The organism is Archangium minus (assembly GCF_044360475.1).
Lineage (GTDB): Bacteria > Myxococcota > Myxococcia > Myxococcales > Myxococcaceae > Archangium > Archangium minus.
Map to the genome: position 1 here is coordinate 12,619,753 of NZ_CP043494.1, position 17,948 is coordinate 12,637,700.

The following is a 17,948-nucleotide window of genomic DNA, read 5'->3' on the forward strand; positions in this document are numbered from 1 at the left end:
GCCCTACTCCCAGGAGAACGCGAGCCCTCCCTCCAACCCGTCCACCCATGCCCGCCGCACCTTCGCCTGCCGCACCCCCATGGAGCGCAGCAGCTGCTCAAACGAGGCCTCGTGGCACTCGGCGGGCAAGAAGTCCCCCCGACGCACCACGCAGCCACTGCGGGGCCCCGTCCACTCCACCGACAGGGACCCAAAGCCCATGGTCTGCCGGTAGATTTCCGGTGCGGACTCCACCATCCGCCGCGGGTTGCCTTGCGCCAACACCTTCGCCGCACGCCCCACCGGAGAGGCCAGGAAGTCCAGCGTCGCCCGCCGCCCCAGCTCCCTCAGCACCGCATCCCCTCCTCCAAGTGTGGGCGCCAGCAGCTCCGCCGCAAAGGAGTACATCCTCAGCAGCGAGTGCGCGGGATAGCTGAAGAAGTCGAGGAACTTCTCCTCGCCCCCCACCTCCAGGCAGCGCTGCACCGCCTTCTCTCCCTGCAGCGAGCGCACGGCCTCCAGCGCCCCCGTGAAGTTCAAACCACGCACCGTGTGCCGGGGCCTGGCTCGAGACATCCGCCACACCAGGTCCTGCTCCCAATTACTCGGAGGTTCCATCGACCGCACCGCCAGACTTTCCATGGGTCGACTCCTAGTGTCTGAGAGGAGATGCAGTGTCATCGCGTCACCGCCATCCCGACGCCCAAACTGCATCACCCATGCCGCCAGGACAGTTTCACGCCCATTCCGTCCGCGGTTCCACACTTTGTCCCAAGCACACGACCCTCCGCCCCTAGCGCCGTCGGGTGGTCAACACCCTCTCGGAAAGCGCGAGCGCAATCCCTGCGCAGTCCCTCTCCACCCCCAAGCGCAAATCCTGCACGTCACGCCCAGGAGAGGACGTACTCGCCGTCGACCACGTCCACCCGCGAGCCGCGCACTTCAATCTCGCGCGCCTTCATGGCCTCAAGCGCCGCCGACAACACGCCCTCGTGGAAGGCGCAGGGCATGAAGTCGCGCCGCATGAGAATTCGACACTGCGTAGGCCCCTCCCACACCACCGTGCGCTCCCCGTGATTCACCACCGCGCGGTATGCCGAGGGTAGGTTGCCCACCAACCGCCGCGCCTCTCCCTTTGAGAGCAGCAGCAGCGCCTTGCCCGTCGCGGACTTCAGCATGTCCGCCGTGGCCCGCCGCCCGAGGTGCCGCAGCGCCTCCTCCCAGCCACCACACCGCGGCGCCAACACCTGCGCCGCTGCGTCGGTCACCTTCAGGAAGGTGCTGACTGGGTAGTTGAAGAATTCCACAAAGCGCGGCTCGCCCCCTGCCTCGACGCAGAGACGCACCCCGTCCTCCCCTCCTAGCGCCCGCACCGCCTCCAGCGTCCCAAGGCAGAACAAGCCCCGCACGGTGTCCGTTGGCTGCGTCCGCTCCAACCGCCTCGCCAGGTCCTCGCGCAAATCCTGCGCACCCTGGTTCGCTCGGACCCCACAGCTGTTCGTGCTCATGGCTCCGTTCTTTCCTTCCACCCGCACTGAGAAGCAATGAACCCGTGCACCCTAAGCATGGCCTGCACTCCGAGCACCGCGCCGTCTCGTTTTCTCGCAGACACACGTCTAAGACTCAGAGTGCGTGCTCCCTCACACTGCACTCGCTCGCGAGGGAACCCTATCGTGAGCACGCGTACACTGACATGCGTTGGACAGAGCGTCTCACCACGAGCCTCATCACGAGCCTCGTCGCCCCGCAGCCCGGCAACCCCCCTTCCCCTCTACTGCCTCCCCTGGACGAAAATGCATTCTCCTGATTTCTCTGTAATTCCAACCAGACTTCACAGTTGACGCGGAAGTGCATCAGAGATGACGGCCCCGAGTGAAATCCCCTCCCTGCCGCGTAGTGAACGCAAGCCCCTGTATGTCCAAGTGGTCACCCAGCCTGCTCTTCACGGGTGCTGGGCCGTCAACATCAGTGAGTCGGGCATCGGGCTCATCGCCACCCCCAACGGGCCCAGGGAGGGGCCACGCGAGGGCGAGGAGCTGGAGATGGCTTTCACGCTGCCGGACTCGCGCGCGCGCATCCGCGTGCGGGGCGTGGTGCGCTGGAGGCACGACCCGGCTGAGCGCGACGAGGGCGCGGTCACGACAGCGCTGGGTGTGAGCTTCCAGTCCTTCGAGGGCTCGGATGGGGTCACCCTCAAGCGCTACCTGTTGGATCATCAGCTGTATGTGGCGGTGGTGCACGCGGAGGAGTCGGAGCTCCGGGGCCTGCGCGAGGCGCTGGAGAGCCACGTGCGGCTGCGCTTCGTGAAGTCCGCCGAGGACGTGGACACGCTGCTGGGGCGCGGGGACATCAGCGCGCTGCTCGTGTGCGGGCGGGACGAGGCGCGAGCCATCGCCTTGGTGGAGCGGCTGGCCTCACGGCGCGCGGAGGCGGACCCCTCCGGAGCAGGACCTGCCAGTGATTTGTCGCCCCGCATCCTTTATTGCGCTCCGGCCGTGCCCTCGCGGTTGGTGGAGCTGTTCAACCAGGGGAAGATCTTCCGAGCGCTCACCCCGCCCTTCGAGCCGGTGGCGCTGCGCCAGGCGGTGCTCCAGGCCAGCCGGGAGCTGGGCCTGCGCACCGAGCAGCGACGCGCGGCGCTGGAGCTGGAGCGCAACCTGCTGCGAGAGCGGGCGCGCGAGGCCCCGCGGCTGTCGCCTGGCGCCAACGTGGCCGACGAGCCCGGCTTCCGCAGCCCCGTCATGCGGCAGGTGCTGGAGATGGTCCGCGTGGCCGCCCCCCACCGCGTGGCCGTGCTGCTGCAGGGCGAGACGGGCACCGGCAAGGAGGTGCTCGCCCGCGTCATCCACCGGCTGAGCGGGCGCAGCCACCAACCCCTCGTGGTGCAGGACTGCGGCGCCCTCACCGAGACGCTCCTGGAGAGCGAGCTCTTCGGCCACGTGAAGGGCGCCTTCACCGGCGCCGTGGCGGACCACCCCGGCCTCTTCCTGCTCGCCGACGGCGGCACCATCTTCCTGGACGAGATTGAAAACACCACCCCCAACCTCCAGTCCAAGCTGCTGCGCGTGCTGGAGAGCGGGGACGTGCGGCCCGTGGGCGGCACGCAGATACGGCGCGTGGACGTGCGCATCATCGCCGCCAGCAACCGCGACCTCTCCGAGGAGGTCCGCGCCGGGCGCTTCCGCAGCGACCTCTTCTACCGGCTCAACAGCTTCACCATCGACCTGCCCCCGCTGCGCGAGCGCCCCGAGGATGTCCTCGACCTGGCGCGCTACTTCCTCGCCCACTTCAACCGCACCCTCCGACGCTCGGCCCAGGGGCTGTCAGCGGAGGCCGAGCAGCTCCTGCTCGCGGCGAGGTGGCCCGGTAACGTGCGCGAGCTGCGCAACTGCATGGAGCGCGCCGTGCTGCTGTGCGGGGATGACGAGCTGGTGACGCGGCGGCACCTGCCTCCCGCGCTCGTCGGCAGCGTGGACGGCTTGCGGCATCAGGCGCGGATGACGGGCTCGGCTTCCGGCTCGGGCTCGCTTCGCGAGCGGCTGGAGCAGATGGAGAAGGAGATCATCCGCGAGGCACTCGAGCGCCATGGAGGCGTGGTGCGGCGCGCAGCCGCGGCGCTCGAGATGGATCCGGTGACGCTCGGCCGCCGGGTGCGGCGTCACGGACTGCTCACCCGGGACTCGTGAGGGCCCCGGCCGCCCCCCCGGCGACTCTGGCTTGTCGGCGTCCCGGCCTTGTCATTGTGTCAGACGCTCCGCGCGGAGCCGCGTCAGGAGAGACAGGTGGACCGTGCTCGGGCCCCCAGGTGCTCCGAGTGCGCCGCAGGAGGCACGGGCCCTGCACCAGGTGCGGTCATGAGACACAAAGGGCTCGCCATCTGGATGGCATTGCTGTTCCTAGGTGCTTGTTCCGCTCGCCGTGACGCCACACGGCCTCCCGCTCCAGCGCAGGCGTCCGCCATCACCGTGCGGGTCCAGCGCGCCGCCAGCGGGGCCGATACCTGGAGCCTCACCTACGAGCTCCCCACCCCCTCACACTCCGTTCGCTTCACCCGCCCAGGGCATGGGTCCCGCCAGTCCCACTGGCGGGTGCTGGAGCCCGCTGGAGCCTCCATCGAGCGCCAGGGCGATGAGGATGTCCTCTCGGCGCCAGACGGTTCGTCCTTCCGTTCCCTGCGGCTGGAGGTGTCCACCTACGTGGAGAAGCCTGAGAAGGACTACCAGGTGTTCATCCCGTACTCGGATGGCGCCGTCCTGCTCTACACGGGCGTGCTGGGGCTGACGTTCGGTGAGGCCGAGCCTCCGCCCCTCCACGTCTTCCTGACTCCCCGCCCAGGAGAGCGGGTCGTCGTGGCCGGGCAGAGCAGCGAGCACGAGGTGCGCTGGGAGGGTTCTCCTCAGGGCACCTATGCCTATTTCGGCGCGGGCTCGGCGGTCCAGGACGGGGTGACGGCCGTGGTGGACCCGGGAATGCCTCGACCGCTTCGCGAGCACATCGAGAGCCTGCTCCCGCGCCTCTTCGCGCTGTACACCGCGCGCACCGGCAGCCCGCTCACCTTCGAGCCCGCCCTGTTCATCAGCTTCGGCCCGTCTCCCAACCCCGGTAGCATCAACATGAGCGGGGGAACTCTGCCAGGGCTCGTCCAGCTCGACATCCGGCTCGGCGCCAACCGGCTGGCAGACGCGGACCCGGAGGTGATTCCCCGCGTGTCCGAGCTCGTGGCCCACGAGGCCGCTCACCTCTGGAATGGGGAGCTCGCCGTCCACGAAGTCCCCGGCGGAGACTGGATGCACGAGGGCGGCGCCGAGGCCTTCTCCCTGCGTGCGCTCGCCGAGCTGGGCACCGTCCCCGTGGAGTATGTCCGGACCCGTCTCTCGGATGCCGTGTCCGAGTGCCTCCTCAAGCTCGAGGGCGCTCCCCTTCGCGCGTCCTCCCGGCCTGGCAAGTACACGAATTATTACCGGTGTGGATTGATCATCTCCGCCATGGCAGAGGCCTCCGCACGGCAAGCGCGCCCGGGGACGGACATCTTCGCCCTGTGGGGACGGCTGCTCCGGGAGGTCGGTCCTCGGGGGCACTACGACGAGGCGCGCCTTTATGCGGCGTTCTCCTCCGAGGGCGTTTCTCAACGCACGCTCGCCGTCATCCGGCAACTGGTGGACGGTCCTAATGTGGACGCCGAAGCCCAGGTCCTCGCAGAGCTGCGGCTCCTGGGATTTGAACCCCAGGCCTGTGACGGTGACGGGAAGCTCGCTCGCCGCACTCCCTGTGTCCGACTCGGGCGCGTTCCCTTCCTCCCTTGAGCGGAGTGGTTACGCAGCTCGGGGCTGTGGCTCGCCTATGGTCCCCAGTTTCTCCCTTGGGCAACTCGGGAAGGACATACCCTCACCCTCGCCCTCTCCCAGGGGGAGAGGGGATTTCCACATCAGTCCTCGAGAATGCAGCCGTCTCGCTCGCTGACGAATCGCGCCTTCTCTCCCCATAGCAGCGCCGCCGCCGTTTGGACTCTGCGCTCCTTGTAGTCCACCGTCACCGTCGCCACCGCCGGGCTCGCCGCCGTCCAGCGCCGGCAGTACTCCTCACTCATCTGCATCACAAACAGGCAGGAGCAGAAGTCCTTCGCCGTGTATGAGGTGACCAGTTGCAAGTCATTGTTGTCGTAGGGACGCTGCACCGTGTCCCCCCTGTCGCAGGAGAGGGTCGCGGCGCATGCGAGCACCAGGAAGGTTCGGCTCGGGCTCATGGCAGGTCCTCCACCACCGCCAGGGACAACGACAGCAACTTATCCAGCGAAAAGGAGCCGTCCCGGTCATCCGCCGTGCGCACCACGATGAGCTCCTTCGACGGGATGATGGTGATGGACTGGCCCCAGTGCCCACGCGCCGCATACGTCCCCTCGGGCACGTGCGGCCAGGGGAGCTCGGCCTGCACCCCAGGGATGGGACGGTTGAGCCACCACTGCCAGCCCTGCACATCATCCGCGCCGCGCTCGTAGGACTTCCGACGGATGGGCTCGGACACCTTCGTGGAGTCTGTCACCCAGCCCTCGGGCAGCACCCGCTGGTTCTCCCAGCATCCATCGTTGAGGTAGAAGTAGCCGAACTTCGCCAGGTCGCGCGGCGTCGCGTGCAGGTACGAGGAGCCCACCACCACGCCCTTGCCATCCCGCTCCCAGGTGGCGCTCTTCATCCCCAGCACGTCGAGCAGCAGCGTGAAGGGCCAGTCCCTTCCCTCCGAGGGCTTCAGCGCCGCGTCCAACACCCCCGCGAGCAGCGTGGCATCCCCCGACGAGTACCTCCACGAGGTGCCCGGCTCGTCGCTCCGCTGATGCGCGGTGATGAAGGACACCATGTCCCGACGGCCCTCGCCGTACAGCATCGCCAGCACCGAGGAGTCCTGGTACGTGCCGCCGTTCTCGTAGTCCTCCCTCCAGTCCAGCCCCGAGGCGAACTCCAACAGGTTGCGCACCGTGATGGCGCAGTTCTCCTGCCGCTTTGCCTTCACGTGCGCACAGATGGAGTCGTTCAGCTTCACCGCGCCCTTCTCCATCGCGATGCCCACGAGCGCACTGGTGAAGCTCTTCGACATCGACCAGGCCAGGTGCCGCTTGCTCGCGTCGAAGCCACGCCCGTAGCGCTCGTACACCAACCGGCCCTTGTGGATGAGGAGCAGCCCGTCTGTACGGACGCCCTTGCGCTCCTCGTCCTTTCCCTGGAGCGTGAAGGCATAGTCCTCTAATGCCTTGAGCTGCTCGGCCCTGACGGCCGCCACCTCCGCTCTCGCGTCGGGCCAGTCCTCCGTCGGCCAGGTGGAGTGGGTGGGGCACTCAGACTGGGCCCGGGCCGGCTGCGCGAACGCCAGCGCCCCAGCAAGGAACAACGGAGTCATTGCGCGAGATCGACTCATGGGAGCTCGGTCAGAAGGCACAGCGCAGCAGGGGGACCACCAATGCCCTTGAGGTCGTGGCCTCCACCAGCGCCCGCGGCTTCTCGGGGACTCGCGACAGGGTGGGCGGCGGCACCGGCGCCGTCGCACGCATCGTCAGCGTCACCGCCGCAGGCAACACCAACGCCTCCACCAGCGTGAAGAGCGCCGCGTCCCCCAGGTCATCCACAGTCGCGCCGAGCAGCACCGCCCCCGTCACCGCCAACACGTGCGCCCCGAGCGCCACCCATACCGCAGGTTGGAAGCGCGCGCTGCCCGGGTGCAGCCGGTTGCCCATCAGCCACTGCGCCCCCGCCACCGCCAACGGCGGCAATGCCAGCAACAACACCATCGCCGGAGCCGCCGCCATCACCAGGTTCGACGACAGCGAGCCCACCCATGCACTCAGCGCCAGCGTCGCCGGCACCGCCACCACCGCCGCGCCTGCTCCCGTCGCCAGCTCCAACGCCATCCACCTCATCGGGTTGTCCGACAGCATCCCCGCCACAGGCTGCTCGGGCAGCAGCCGAGCGGACTCCGGCGCCGCTCGCGACGTCAACGGCACCACCATCAGGACAACAGCCAGGGCCAGGGCCGCTCCGGGACTCGTGCCCTGCGCGTGCCACCGCGCATCCGTTCGCAAGTGAGGCATGGGCTGATGTCATATCATCGACAGCTGCTGTCCGTCCCAGCAGCCGGGGGGTCTTTGCGCGCCCCCCCGCTTCATGACAGCGTGACGCTCCAGAGCGCGTGCCTGAACCCAAGCACATCCTCCAACGCTGGCATCCACTCGGACGACTGGGGTTGTTCGCGCTCCTGTATGGCGCGAGCGCCTGGCTGGGCTCGAACCTCGTCCGCCAGGGCGAGCTCATCTCCGCCATGTGGCCCGCCAGCGGCGTGGCCGTCGCCACCCTTCTGCTGTCGCGCCTGCGCTACTGGCCCGCGCTCGCCCTGACGCTCTTCCTCCTGGAGCCCTTCGCCTGTCTGCCGGGACGGCTTCCGCCGCCGACCTACTTCTTCATCTCCGCGAGCAACACCCTGGAAGCGTTCGTCGGCGCCTTCCTGCTGCGCCGCTACGCCGGCTTCCGTCCGTCGCTGGAGCGGGTGCGGGACGTCCTCGCGCTGCTGGTCCTCTCCGCCATGCTGAGCACCCTCCTCAGCGCCACTCCGAGCGTCACGATGCTCGCCTCCGTGGGCAGGTTCGCCTGGACGGAGTGGTGGAGGCAGTTGCGCATCTTCTGGGTGGGCGACGCCATGGGCGTCCTGCTGCTGGCCCCCCTGCTGCTCACCTGGACCACGCGCGGGCTCGAGGGGTGGAGTCGCACGCGACGGTGGGAGCTCGTGGCGCTCATGGTGACGCTCGCCGCCACCGTGCACCTCGTCTTCCGCTGGGCCCCCGCCGCGACCAGCGTCTACCACCCCGTCAGCTACGTGGCCCTCCCCTTCATCCTCTGGGCGGCGCTGCGCTTCGAGGCCCGGGGCACCGCGGCGGCCATGCTCACGCTGGCCGTGGTGTCCGTCTCCCATACGCTGGCGGGCAGAGGCCCCTTCGTCCTCGGGCCCGAGGGCACCACCGCCCCCACCACCAGCCTCGTCTTCCTCCAGTCCTTCCTCGCCGCGGTGTGTGTCTCGGGGCTGATGCTGGCCGCCGCCCTCGGCGAGCGTCGGCATGCGCAGGAGAAGGCCATCCACCTCAACCGCGAGCTGCGCCAGTCCCTGGAGGAGCTCGCCGCCACCCAGCAGGAGTTGGTGCGCCGCGAGCGCATGGCCGCGCTCGGCGAGCTGTCCGCCAGCGTCGCCCACGAGGTGCGCAACCCCCTGGGTGTCATCGCCAACTCGGTGGCCGCCCTCACTCGCCTGGCCACTCCCGAGAAGAACAGCACTGCCTGGGAGCTGCTCGGCGTCATGGGTGAAGAGGTCACCCGGTTGGATCACCTCGTCAACGGGCTGCTGGACTTCGCTCGGCCTCTGGAGCCCCGCCTCCTCACCCAGTCACTCGGCTCGGTGGTGGAGGGCGCGCTGGAGTCCTCGCTGCGCGCGGAACCGGACGCGAGGAGGAGCGTGCAGGTGACGCGCGCGCTGGACCCGAACCTGCCCGAGGCCCCGCTGGACGCGCAGCTGCTCCACCTGGCGCTGAGCAACCTCTTCACCAACGCCTTGCAGGCCATGCCCCACGGCGGCTCGCTCCAGGTGGAGCTGGGCCGTGGTGAGGCTCGCGGTAGCACCCCCCAGGCCCGCGTCTCCATCACCGACACCGGCTCGGGGATTGTCCCGGATGTGATGGCCCGCATGTTCGAGCCCTTCTACACCACCAAGGCCGCCGGCACCGGCCTGGGGCTCGCCATCGTGCGCCGCATCGTGGAGGCGCACCACGGCCACGTCGAGGTGCGCAGCACTCCGGGCCAGGGCACGACGTTCACCGTCCTGCTGCCCCTGGCCCAGGTGCCTCGCTCCGCCGCGGTCGCCTGAGCCGCCCACCTCAGAACGGGATGGAGCCGTCGTCGTCGTTGCCGCCGCTGAAGTCGTCGTCCCCGTGCGGAGGCGGCTCTTCGCCCCCACCGGCGTCACCGCCGCCCCTCTGCCGCGCAATCTCCGCCTCGATGGACGCCAGCAGCGCGCGCTCCCGGTCATGCCAGCGCGACTTGCTTGGATCGTTCAGCGAGCGCCTCGCGCCATTCGCGTAGTACTCGAGGTCCTGCATGCTCGCCCCATGGATGGGGCCGCCCTTGCTGCGCCCATAGTTGGGGAACACCGTCACCTCCCCGCCACCACCTCCACCTCCGCCCCCTCCACCGCCTCCGCCGTACGACCGCCTCGGCGCCGCGGCCGCCGCGTCCGGCGCCGAGCCGATGCTCATCTCTCCCAGCTTCAACGTGAAACCGTCCCCGTTGCGGAACGCCGTCCCCACCCGCACCTGCTCCACGCGCCCGTCCGGACGCCGCACTGCCACCGTCACCGGATAACCCTGATCGCTCATGCCCGCCGGAAATCATTCCAGGCACGAGGTGTCAACGACTCCGCGGGGCAGGGGTGCTCCGGCCAACCCGCCCGCGGGGCGGGCGGGCTGCACGGGCTTGAACACGGAGAGGGCATACCCTCACCCCGACCCTCTCCCAGAGGGAGAGGGAGGAGGGGGGACTCAGCTCAGCTCGATTCGCTCGCCGCCCTTCTTTCTCACCCACACCTTGGGCTTCGGCGGCACCACCGGCTCCGGCTTCGGAGGTGCTGCCTCCTGCAGGGCCTTCGAGGCCGCACGGCCCCTCGGCAACACCACCTCCGGCACCGACTGCGGCTTCGCGTCGTCTACCCAGGCCGTCGGCCGACGATCCGTCTTCACCAACAACCGCAGCTTCTGGTAATGCGCCGAACAGTAGCCCTTCGAGCGCGCCGGCCTCTTGCACCCAATGACGGCACACCGGCGCTCATCCTCGGACACCACTGAGGGAGGACGTCCCGGACGGCCTCTCGGCGCCGGCAACAGCTCCTCGAACGTCGCCTGCCTGCCTCGGGGCGCCGGCACGGGCGCAGCACTCCTGCCGCCCCGCCCCGCCACCGGTACGTTCAGCCCCGGCAACGCCAGCTGCAGCGACTGCATCCGCGTGGCCAGCGGCGCCAGGCGCTGAACGATGTCCACCAGCTCTTCGATGATGTCCAGCCGCTCATCCATGCGCGTGATGGCCTTGTGCATCGGCCCCAACCGGCCTCGGAGCTCTGCCTGGACCATCTCCCGCAACGGTTTCTCGATCGACATGCGCGCACCATATGCCACCCAGTGGCCCCTCCCGCCAGTCCCACTGCAACCCGCATTGTCGACCCGCCCACGCCCCCACCCCTCCGTCCACCTCCTCGCACCCCATGCGGAATGCTGCGGCGCTCCCGCCCGGCTTGGGGCATGGTGCACGGTCAGAGGGCACAAGGACTCCTAGAACATGATCCACGATCCCACTGATTGGCTTTGCATCAACACCATCCGCACCCTGGCCATGGATGCGGTGGAACAGGCCCACTCGGGCCACCCCGGCGCGCCCATGGCTCTGGCGCCGGTGGCCTACCAGCTCTGGCAGCAGGAGCTGCGCTACGACCCCACACTCCCCATCTGGCCCAACCGTGACCGGTTCGTGCTCTCCAACGGGCACGCCTCCATGCTGATTTACTCGCTGCTCCACCTGACCGGCGTGCGCCGCGTCACCTCGGAGTACAGCGTCGAGGACCAGCTGGCCGTGTCCCTGGAGGACATCAAGAAGTTCCGCCAGTTGGACAGCTCCACCCCCGGCCACCCCGAGTACCGGTGGACGAGCGGCGTGGAGACCACCACCGGCCCCCTGGGCCAGGGCGTCTCCAACTCCGTGGGCATGGCCATGGCCAGCCGCTGGCTCGCTGGCTACTTCAACCGCCCCGGCTTCGAGCTGTTCGACTACGACGTCTGGGCCATCTGCGGTGACGGAGACCTGATGGAGGGCGTGGCCAGCGAGGCCGCCTCCATCGCCGGCCACCTCAAGCTGCCCAACCTGTGCTGGGTCTACGACAGCAACCACATCAGCATCGACGGCAGCACGAGCCTGGCCTTCACCGAGGACGTGGGCAAGCGCTTCGAGGCCTACGGCTGGCGCGTGCTGCACGTGGCCGACGCCAACGACCTGGATGCGCTCTCCCAGGCCTTCCGCACCTTCAAGCAGGACCGGGGCCTGCCCACCCTCATCATCGTGCACAGCGAGATTGGCTGGGGCGCCCCCAAGAAGCAGGGCACCGCGAGCGCCCATGGCGAGCCCCTGGGTGAGGAGGAAATCAAGGGCGCCAAGCGCAAGTACGGCTGGCCCGAGGACGCGAAGTTCCTCGTGCCCGACGGCGTGCGCGAGCGCTTCACCGAGCGGATGGGCGAGCGCGGCAAGAAGCTGCGCACCGAGTGGGAGGCGAAGTTCTCCGAGTACAAGAAGCAGTACCCGGAGCTGGCGGACCAGCTGCAGCGGATGCAGCGGCGCGAGCTGCCGGAGGGCTGGGACAAGGAGCTGCCCACCTTCCCGGCGGACGCCAAGGGCGCGGCCACCCGCGAGACGAGCGGCAAGGTGCTCACCGCGCTGGCCAAGAACTACCCGTGGCTGGTGGGCGGCTCGGCGGACCTGAACCCGTCCACGAAGACGTACCTGAGCTTCTCCGGCGCGATGAAGCCGGGGGACCACTCGGGGCGCAACATCCACTTCGGTGTGCGCGAGCACGCGATGGGCTCCATCGTCAACGGCCTGGCGCTGAGCAAGGTGCGCCCCTACAGCGCCACCTTCCTCATCTTCAGCGACTACGAGAGGCCCGCCATCCGCCTGTCGGCCATCATGGAGCTGCCGGCCATCCACATCTTCACCCACGACTCCATCGGTCTGGGCGAGGACGGCCCCACGCACCAGCCGGTGGAGCACCTGGCCAGCCTGCGCGCCATTCCGGGCGTCATCGTCATCCGCCCGGCGGACGCCAACGAGGTGACGGAGGCCTGGCGCGTCATCGCCCCGCTGCGGCACGATCCGGTGGTGCTGGTGCTGACGCGGCAGGCGGTGCCCACGCTGGACCGGACGAAGTACGCGCCGGCCTCGGGCCTGGCCAAGGGCGCCTACGTGCTGGCGGACAGCGAGGGCACGCCGGACGTCATCCTCATCGGCACGGGCAGCGAGGTGAATCTGTGCCTGCAGGCGTACGACCAGCTCAAGAGCGAGGGCGTGAAGGCGCGCGTGGTGAGCATGCCCTCGTGGGAGCTGTTCGAGCGGCAGGACGAGGCGTACCGGGAGCAGGTGCTGCCCTCGTCGGTGAGGGCGCGCGTGGCGGTGGAGAAGGGCGCGACGTTCGGCTGGGAGCGCTGGGTGGGGCTGCGCGGGGCCGTGATTGGCATGCGCAGCTTCGGCGCGTCGGCCCCGCTGAAGGCGCTGCTGCAGAAGTTCGGCTTCACGGTGGAGAACGTGGTGAAGGTGGCCCGTGAAGTGATGGAGCAGGCCAAGAAGTAGGCTGGGGTGAGGGTCTTCCCGCTCCCGTTCATGGGGTGGAGCGGGAAGACCCGCCCTGGAGGAAAGAACCTAGGAGGCGAGCTCCGAGGGAAGGCCGAAGCGCGGGAACAACACCTCGGTATCGAGGAACGAGTTCATCGCGGCAATGCGGTCGCCCGAAATCTCGAGGATGATCAGCGCCCACGGCTTGTGAGGGCCCCCCGCTTCACCCGGGCGGTACTGCCCGAACGCGGGCGAGCCACAGGCCGAGGTCGGCACGAGCCGGGAGCCCCTGCAACCGGAGCCCCGCCCCAGCATCCAGGCGCGAATGGACTCGTGACCCCGAAGCCACAGCGCGTAGGGAGGCATCGAGAGGGTCGCATCCTGGTGGAGCAACTGGGTGAACGCGTCCATGTCGTAGCGCTCGAAGGCGGAGACATACCGGTCAAGCAGCGAGGACTGCGCGTCGGACAATGGCGCGCGGGCCTGGGAGAGATCGCGGGTGGCGAGCGTCGCCCGAGCACGCTGGAGGGCGCTGTTCACGGAGGCGACCGAGGTCTCAAGGCTTTCGGCGACCTCGGCGGCGGACCAGCCGAGGACCTCGGTCAGGAGCAGCACCGCGCGTTGCTTGGGGGGAAGGTGCTGGAGCGCGGCCACAAATGCGAGGCGGATGCTCTGGCGCAGAATCAGAAGCTCGGAGGGGTCCGCGTCCGAAGGCAGGGCCTGCGCGTCGGGAATAGGCTCAATCCAGCGGGAGCCGGGTAGCATGTCGAGCGGCCCATCGACCGAGCCCACAGGACCGAGCTCCATCGGACGCACGCGACGCGAGCGCTCATCGAGCGAGTCGAGGCACACGCGAGTAGCGATGCGATACAGCCAGGTGCGAAGAGACGCACGCTCCTCGAAACGATCCAGGTTGCGCCAGGCGCGTACCAGTGTCTCCTGGACAGCATCGTCCGCTTCGGCGGCAGAGCCCAGCATGCGATAGCAGTGTCCGGTCAGCGCTGCGCGGTGCTCTTCGAGGTGGTAGGCAGTGGCCATCACACCGAAAATTATCAGCACTCCACCCCTGGCAAGGGGTCCAAAACGGGAGAGAGGAAGACCGTGTCGCAGCTCTCCGCCGACCAGGCGAAGGAGGAACTCCTGTCACTCATGCACGCGTGGACCGCGGCAGTAGGAGCCAAGGACCACGCCTGGTTCGAGCGCCATGCCGATGCGGATTGGCGCTACACCGATTATACCGGAGCGCAGCGCGGGAGACGTGAGTATCTAGAGCTCATCCAGCAGGTGAACCACTACACGGAGGAGTTCCGGAGATTCGATGTCCGGCTCGTCGCCGGCACCGTCGCGCTCATCACGGGCGTCTATGTCGCTCGGGTCGACTTCCAAGACACCGGACGCATGGAGAAGACCCTGGCCTTCAGCGCCGTCTGGGAGCATCGAGGCGGCGTGTGGAAGGCACTCCTGCATCACACCTCAGAACCAAAGTAGTCCCCTCTTGGAGGATCTCATGGGATTCCTGAAGCCCCACGCCGAACGCATCTACGCGCTGCTTCGCATTATGACTGGGTTCATGTTCATGCTGCACGGCATGCAGAAGCTCTTCGGTCTGTTCGGCGGTGTGCCCCCCGGAGCGCCGCCGTTCATCGTCTACGGCGCGGGCACAATTGAGTTCGTGGGCGGCGTGCTCGTCCTGCTCGGGCTGTTCGCCGGCCCTGCGGCCTTCATCTCGAGCGGCACCATGGCGGTTGCCTACTTCATGGGGCACGTGGCTCCCAACGGCAACATCCTCCCGATCGTGAACCAGGGCGAGCTCGCCGCGCTCTACTGCTTCGTGTTCCTCTACATCGCCGCGCACGGCTCGGGCATCTGGAGCGTCGACGCCGCGCGCCGAGGCACGAAGAGCTAAGCTTCGAAGCCTGCGAGGAGGCGAGCGCCGCCTCGCAGTGTGATCCTTGGCAACACTCAAGAGGGTCTCCACTCTAGGGATGGCCCGTCGACTCGGACGCGACCTGGAGCCCTCCATGACCGTGCCGGAGTTCATCGTCGCTCAACACGGGGTCATCATCGAGCGGTGGCTTCACGGGACGGCGGCGCTCGTCGCGCCGCGCAGGTACACACGCGAGGAGCTCATCGACAGCCTGCCCCGCTTCCTGGAAGAGCTCACCGGTGCGCTCCTGCAGCTGGACGGTTCGCCTGGCAGCTCCCAGCTGCCGGGCCACAGCGTGGTGGCCCAGGCGCACGGCCGGCAGCGGCTGCGCCTGGGGGTGGACGTGGGGGTCATCGTCCGGGAGTACGCGCTGCTGCGCGAGGTCATCGTCACGCTCCTCGCCCAGGCCGGAATGGACCTGGCCGAGCCGCACGCGCGCCTGCTCGCCCGCTGCATCGACACCGGCGCCGCTGAGGCTGTCTCGCAGTACGTGCGGGACGAGGAGAGGCAGAAGCGCCGCGCGCGCGCCGAGTCCCAGGCCCACGAGGACAGCGCCACACGCGAGGACGAGGAGCAAGTGCGGCTGCTGCTCGACAGCGTGCTCGACTACGCCCTCTTCCTCCTCTCGGTGGACGGGAGCGTCTCCAGCTGGAACCCGGGCGCCGAGCGGCTCATGGGCTACGCCGAGGAGGAAATCCTCGGCCAACCCCTCGCCCGCTTCTTTCCCCGCGAGGAGGTGGCGCGCGGTACCGCCGAGCACCTGCTGCGCGACACCACGCGCGAGGGGCGGGCCGAGCACGAGGGGTGCCTCGTACGCAAGGAGGGGGGCACGTTCTGGGCCAGCCTCACCCTGCGCGAGGTGGTGGGTGCGGCCGGGCAGCCGCGGGGCTTCTCCGCGGTGGCGCGCGACCTCAGCGAGCGGCGGCGGGCGGACCTGGCGCTGCGTGAAAGCGAGGAGCGCTTCCGGATGATGGTCGACTCGGTGCAGGACTATGCCCTCTTCGTGGTCACCACTGAGGGCATCGTCTCCGGCTGGAATCCGGGCGCCGAGCGGCTCAAGGGCTACACGGCGGAGGAGGCGGTCGGCCTGCACATCAACCAGTTCTTCCCGCGCGAGGTCGTGGAGCGGGGAGAGGCCAGGCGAATCCTCGCCCACGCCCACGAGAAGAATGGCGCGGAGTACGAGGGGTGGCTCGTGCGCAAGGATCGGAGCTCCTTCTGGGGCTCGTTGATCCTCGACCCCATCCGCGACGAGACCGGGCAGCTGAAGGGCTTCACCAACATCGCGCGCGACCTCACCGAGCGCAAGCGTACGGAACAGGCGCAGATGCTGCTCGCCGAGGCGGGCGATGCGCTGGCGGGCTCGCTCGACGTGGAGACCATCGCCCAGCAGATGGTCCAACTGGCGACGCCGGAGCTCGCCGACTGGTGCATGGTGAGCCTCGCTGAAGGGCCGCACCTGCGCCCGGTGGCCGTGGCGCACGCGGACGAGGCCCGGCAGCCGCTGCTCCAGAGCGTGGTGCAGCCGCTGCCGACCGAGCCCTCCAGGCCCCACGGGCCCGTCCATGTCGTGCATACCGGGCAGGTCGAGCTCATTCCGGATGCGGCCGAGGCCCCCTGGTTCGCCGAGGCGCTCGGGATACAGCCCGCGGGGGCACTCACGAAACTGGGCACGCACTCGGCCGAGTGTGTGCCCCTCAAAGCCCGGGGCGAGACCTTCGGCGCCATGACCTTCGTGCAGGAGAGCCCGCCTCCGCGCAGACAGGGCCCCATCGACAGAGGGCTCATCGAGTCGATCGCCCACCGCGCCGCGCTCATGCTGGACAACGCGCGGCTCTACGCGGAGGCCATGCGGCGCGCCAACTTCGAGCGGCACCTGGTGGGCATCGTCAGCCATGATCTGAGCACCCCCATCAGCGCGATGGGCCTGGGCGTCGAACTGCTGCTCTCCGACCGAGAGCTGACGCCGCGCCAACGCACCGCGCTCGAGCGCATGAACCAGGCCACCCAGCGCGCCCGCCGGCTCATCCGAGACCTGCTCGACTTCACCCAGGCCCGTGTGGGAGGAGGGCTCCCGGTGAACCCCCAACCCCTGGAACTGCACGGGCTGGCACGCACGGTGCTCGAGGAGATTTCCTCCGCAAACCCGGCCCGGCAGGTGCAGCTCACGTCCTCGGGCGACACCCGGGGGAACTGGGACCCGGACCGCCTCGCCCAGGTCATCACCAACCTGGTGAACAACGCGCTCAGCTACAGCCCGCCGGACACCGCCGTGCACCTCGAGGTGCAGGGGGAAGGCGAGGCCGTGCACCTGCGGGTCCACAACGAAGGAGACCCCATCCCGCCGGGACTGCTGCCGCGGCTGTTCGAGCCGCTCGAGCGAGGGGCTCGGCCCGGCACCAGCGGCCGTAGCATCGGGCTGGGGCTCTTCATCGTGGACCACATCGTGCGGGCGCACGGCGGCGCGGTGGAGGTGCGTTCGGAGCCGCGCGAGGGCACCACCTTCACGGTGCGTCTGCCACGCGAGCGCTGAGGCGCGCACGTGCTTCCCACTGGGAGCGCAAGAGGCCCCACACCTGCTGGTCCTTGCGCTGTCCCTCGATGAGGTAGTGCTCACGCATGACCCCCTCCAGCGTGAAGCCGAGCTTCCTCGCCAATCCCTGTGACGCGAGGTTGTCCGCCGCGGTGGTGAGCCACACCCGGTGCAGGAACGGCCACTCGAAGAGGCGCTCCAGCACCTGCGTCACCGCCCGCGTGCCGATTCCCCGGCCGTGGTACGCGGTCGAGAGCATGTAGCCAATCTCCACGCGCCCGTGGAAGCGCGACAGCTCCCGGGCCGCCACCGTGCCGATGATTCGCCCCTCGAGCTCCACCATCCAGCGGAAGCTCGTGGCCTTCGGGTCCGACAAGTCGCTCGTCGACTCCAGGATGCGCTTGAGCAACGACTCACGCGTCGCCGGCTCCAACGGCATCATGCGGCGCGAGACCGGCTCCTCGCGCATGGCCAGCCATACGTCCACGTGCTCGGGCAGGGCGGGAACCAGTCGAATGTCCGGTATCGTCATGACGCGACACTGTCCCGCTCAGCAGCCTGCCGGGCAAGCGCCCGCTGCACGAAGCGGAGGTAGGCCTCAGCTTCCCGACCGCAAGCG

The 17,948-nt window shown here is 69.0% G+C and carries 16 protein-coding genes; 7 read left to right on the forward strand and 9 right to left on the reverse strand.

What is annotated here, in order from left to right; translation table 11 throughout:
- Positions 1-3 precede the first annotated feature (3 nt).
- Together F0U60_RS51980 and F0U60_RS51985 are read right to left on the reverse strand one after the other, a co-directional pair.
- On the reverse strand, positions 4-621 hold the full coding sequence (locus F0U60_RS51980) for a TIGR02265 family protein (RefSeq protein ID WP_395811968.1): 618 nt from the start codon (positions 619-621) through the stop codon (positions 4-6).
- Between the two features lie 242 nt (positions 622-863).
- Complete coding sequence (locus F0U60_RS51985; protein ID WP_395811969.1) at positions 864-1,487, reverse strand: DUF2378 family protein; 624 nt, start codon at positions 1,485-1,487, stop codon at positions 864-866.
- 351 nt (positions 1,488-1,838) lie between these two features.
- On the opposite strand from F0U60_RS51985, the gene F0U60_RS51990 reads away from it, so the two are divergent.
- Positions 1,839-3,665 (forward strand): sigma 54-interacting transcriptional regulator, encoded by a 1,827-nt coding sequence (locus F0U60_RS51990; protein WP_395811970.1) that lies wholly within the window; start codon positions 1,839-1,841, stop codon positions 3,663-3,665.
- 168 nt (positions 3,666-3,833) lie between these two features.
- Complete coding sequence (locus F0U60_RS51995; RefSeq protein WP_395811971.1) at positions 3,834-5,282, forward strand: hypothetical protein; 1,449 nt, start codon at positions 3,834-3,836, stop codon at positions 5,280-5,282.
- A 122-nt stretch (positions 5,283-5,404) separates the two neighbouring features.
- Here F0U60_RS51995 and F0U60_RS52000 read toward each other — a convergent pair whose 3' ends face one another.
- The 3 genes from F0U60_RS52000 to F0U60_RS52010 are packed head-to-tail and all read right to left on the reverse strand — an operon-like array spanning position 5,405 to position 7,555.
- The gene (locus F0U60_RS52000; RefSeq protein ID WP_395811972.1) at positions 5,405-5,722 is read right to left on the reverse strand and encodes a hypothetical protein; all 318 of its coding nucleotides are present in this window, start codon (positions 5,720-5,722) and stop codon (positions 5,405-5,407) included.
- Positions 5,719-6,867 carry a serine hydrolase domain-containing protein gene (locus tag F0U60_RS52005; RefSeq protein WP_395811973.1) on the reverse strand — a complete coding sequence of 383 codons (1,149 nt, stop codon included), beginning with the start codon at positions 6,865-6,867 and terminating at the stop codon, positions 5,719-5,721. The genes F0U60_RS52000 and F0U60_RS52005 overlap by 4 nt, the downstream gene beginning before the upstream one ends.
- 28 nt (positions 6,868-6,895) lie before the next feature.
- Positions 6,896-7,555 (reverse strand): hypothetical protein, encoded by a 660-nt coding sequence (locus tag F0U60_RS52010; RefSeq protein ID WP_395811974.1) that lies wholly within the window; start codon positions 7,553-7,555, stop codon positions 6,896-6,898.
- 98 nt (positions 7,556-7,653) lie between these two features.
- Here F0U60_RS52010 and F0U60_RS52015 point away from each other — a divergent pair, with 98 nt between their 5' ends.
- Positions 7,654-9,372, forward strand: a complete 1,719-nt coding sequence (locus F0U60_RS52015) for an MASE1 domain-containing protein (protein WP_395811975.1) — start codon at positions 7,654-7,656, stop codon at positions 9,370-9,372.
- A 10-nt stretch (positions 9,373-9,382) separates the two neighbouring features.
- On the opposite strand, the gene F0U60_RS52020 is transcribed toward F0U60_RS52015, so the two are convergent.
- Both F0U60_RS52020 and F0U60_RS52025 read right to left on the reverse strand, forming a co-directional pair.
- Entirely contained in the window at positions 9,383-9,880 is a 498-nt protein-coding gene (locus F0U60_RS52020; RefSeq protein ID WP_395811976.1) for a hypothetical protein, read from the reverse strand.
- A gap of 162 nt (positions 9,881-10,042) precedes the next feature.
- A complete protein-coding gene (locus F0U60_RS52025) occupies positions 10,043-10,654 on the reverse strand; it encodes a hypothetical protein (protein WP_395811977.1) in 612 nt (203 codons plus the stop codon).
- Positions 10,655-10,832: 178 nt separating this feature from the next.
- On the opposite strand from F0U60_RS52025, the gene tkt reads away from it, so the two are divergent.
- Entirely contained in the window at positions 10,833-12,887 is a 2,055-nt protein-coding gene (tkt, locus tag F0U60_RS52030) for a transketolase (protein WP_395811978.1), read from the forward strand.
- Between the two features lie 69 nt (positions 12,888-12,956).
- Here tkt and F0U60_RS52035 read toward each other — a convergent pair whose 3' ends face one another.
- Complete coding sequence (locus tag F0U60_RS52035; protein ID WP_395811979.1) at positions 12,957-13,907, reverse strand: sigma-70 family RNA polymerase sigma factor; 951 nt, start codon at positions 13,905-13,907, stop codon at positions 12,957-12,959.
- Positions 13,908-13,970: 63 nt separating this feature from the next.
- Between F0U60_RS52035 and F0U60_RS52040 the strand changes: the two genes are divergently transcribed.
- The 3 genes from F0U60_RS52040 to F0U60_RS52050 all read left to right on the forward strand — a co-directional run bounded on the left by F0U60_RS52040 (position 13,971) and on the right by F0U60_RS52050 (position 17,329).
- Positions 13,971-14,357 (forward strand): nuclear transport factor 2 family protein, encoded by a 387-nt coding sequence (locus tag F0U60_RS52040; RefSeq protein WP_395811980.1) that lies wholly within the window; start codon positions 13,971-13,973, stop codon positions 14,355-14,357.
- Between the two features lie 19 nt (positions 14,358-14,376).
- Positions 14,377-14,775 carry a DoxX family protein gene (locus F0U60_RS52045; RefSeq protein ID WP_395811981.1) on the forward strand — a complete coding sequence of 133 codons (399 nt, stop codon included), beginning with the start codon at positions 14,377-14,379 and terminating at the stop codon, positions 14,773-14,775.
- A gap of 79 nt (positions 14,776-14,854) precedes the next feature.
- The gene (locus tag F0U60_RS52050) at positions 14,855-17,329 is read left to right on the forward strand and encodes a PAS domain S-box protein (RefSeq protein ID WP_395811982.1); all 2,475 of its coding nucleotides are present in this window, start codon (positions 14,855-14,857) and stop codon (positions 17,327-17,329) included.
- Here F0U60_RS52050 and F0U60_RS52055 read toward each other — a convergent pair.
- The gene (locus F0U60_RS52055; RefSeq protein WP_395811983.1) at positions 17,301-17,861 is read right to left on the reverse strand and encodes a GNAT family N-acetyltransferase; all 561 of its coding nucleotides are present in this window, start codon (positions 17,859-17,861) and stop codon (positions 17,301-17,303) included. The two genes, F0U60_RS52050 and F0U60_RS52055, sit on opposite strands and share 29 nt — an antisense overlap.
- Positions 17,862-17,948 lie beyond the last annotated feature (87 nt).

Bases quoted from the DNA above. Each gene is read 5' to 3' on its own strand.
- F0U60_RS51980 (WP_395811968.1), bottom strand. From the start codon at position 621: ATGGAAAGTCTGGCGGTGCGGTCGATGGAACCTCCGAGTAATTGGGAG.
- F0U60_RS51985 (WP_395811969.1), bottom strand. From the start codon at position 1,487: ATGAGCACGAACAGCTGTGGGGTCCGAGCGAACCAGGGTGCGCAGGAT.
- F0U60_RS51990 (WP_395811970.1), top strand. From the start codon at position 1,839: ATGACGGCCCCGAGTGAAATCCCCTCCCTGCCGCGTAGTGAACGCAAG.
- F0U60_RS51995 (WP_395811971.1), top strand. From the start codon at position 3,834: ATGAGACACAAAGGGCTCGCCATCTGGATGGCATTGCTGTTCCTAGGT.
- F0U60_RS52000 (WP_395811972.1), bottom strand. From the start codon at position 5,722: ATGAGCCCGAGCCGAACCTTCCTGGTGCTCGCATGCGCCGCGACCCTC.
- F0U60_RS52005 (WP_395811973.1), bottom strand. From the start codon at position 6,867: ATGACTCCGTTGTTCCTTGCTGGGGCGCTGGCGTTCGCGCAGCCGGCC.
- F0U60_RS52010 (WP_395811974.1), bottom strand. From the start codon at position 7,555: ATGCCTCACTTGCGAACGGATGCGCGGTGGCACGCGCAGGGCACGAGT.
- F0U60_RS52020 (WP_395811976.1), bottom strand. From the start codon at position 9,880: ATGAGCGATCAGGGTTATCCGGTGACGGTGGCAGTGCGGCGTCCGGAC.
- F0U60_RS52025 (WP_395811977.1), bottom strand. From the start codon at position 10,654: ATGTCGATCGAGAAACCGTTGCGGGAGATGGTCCAGGCAGAGCTCCGA.
- tkt (WP_395811978.1), top strand. From the start codon at position 10,833: ATGATCCACGATCCCACTGATTGGCTTTGCATCAACACCATCCGCACC.
- F0U60_RS52035 (WP_395811979.1), bottom strand. From the start codon at position 13,907: ATGGCCACTGCCTACCACCTCGAAGAGCACCGCGCAGCGCTGACCGGA.
- F0U60_RS52045 (WP_395811981.1), top strand. From the start codon at position 14,377: ATGGGATTCCTGAAGCCCCACGCCGAACGCATCTACGCGCTGCTTCGC.
- F0U60_RS52050 (WP_395811982.1), top strand. From the start codon at position 14,855: ATGGCCCGTCGACTCGGACGCGACCTGGAGCCCTCCATGACCGTGCCG.
- F0U60_RS52055 (WP_395811983.1), bottom strand. From the start codon at position 17,861: ATGACGATACCGGACATTCGACTGGTTCCCGCCCTGCCCGAGCACGTG.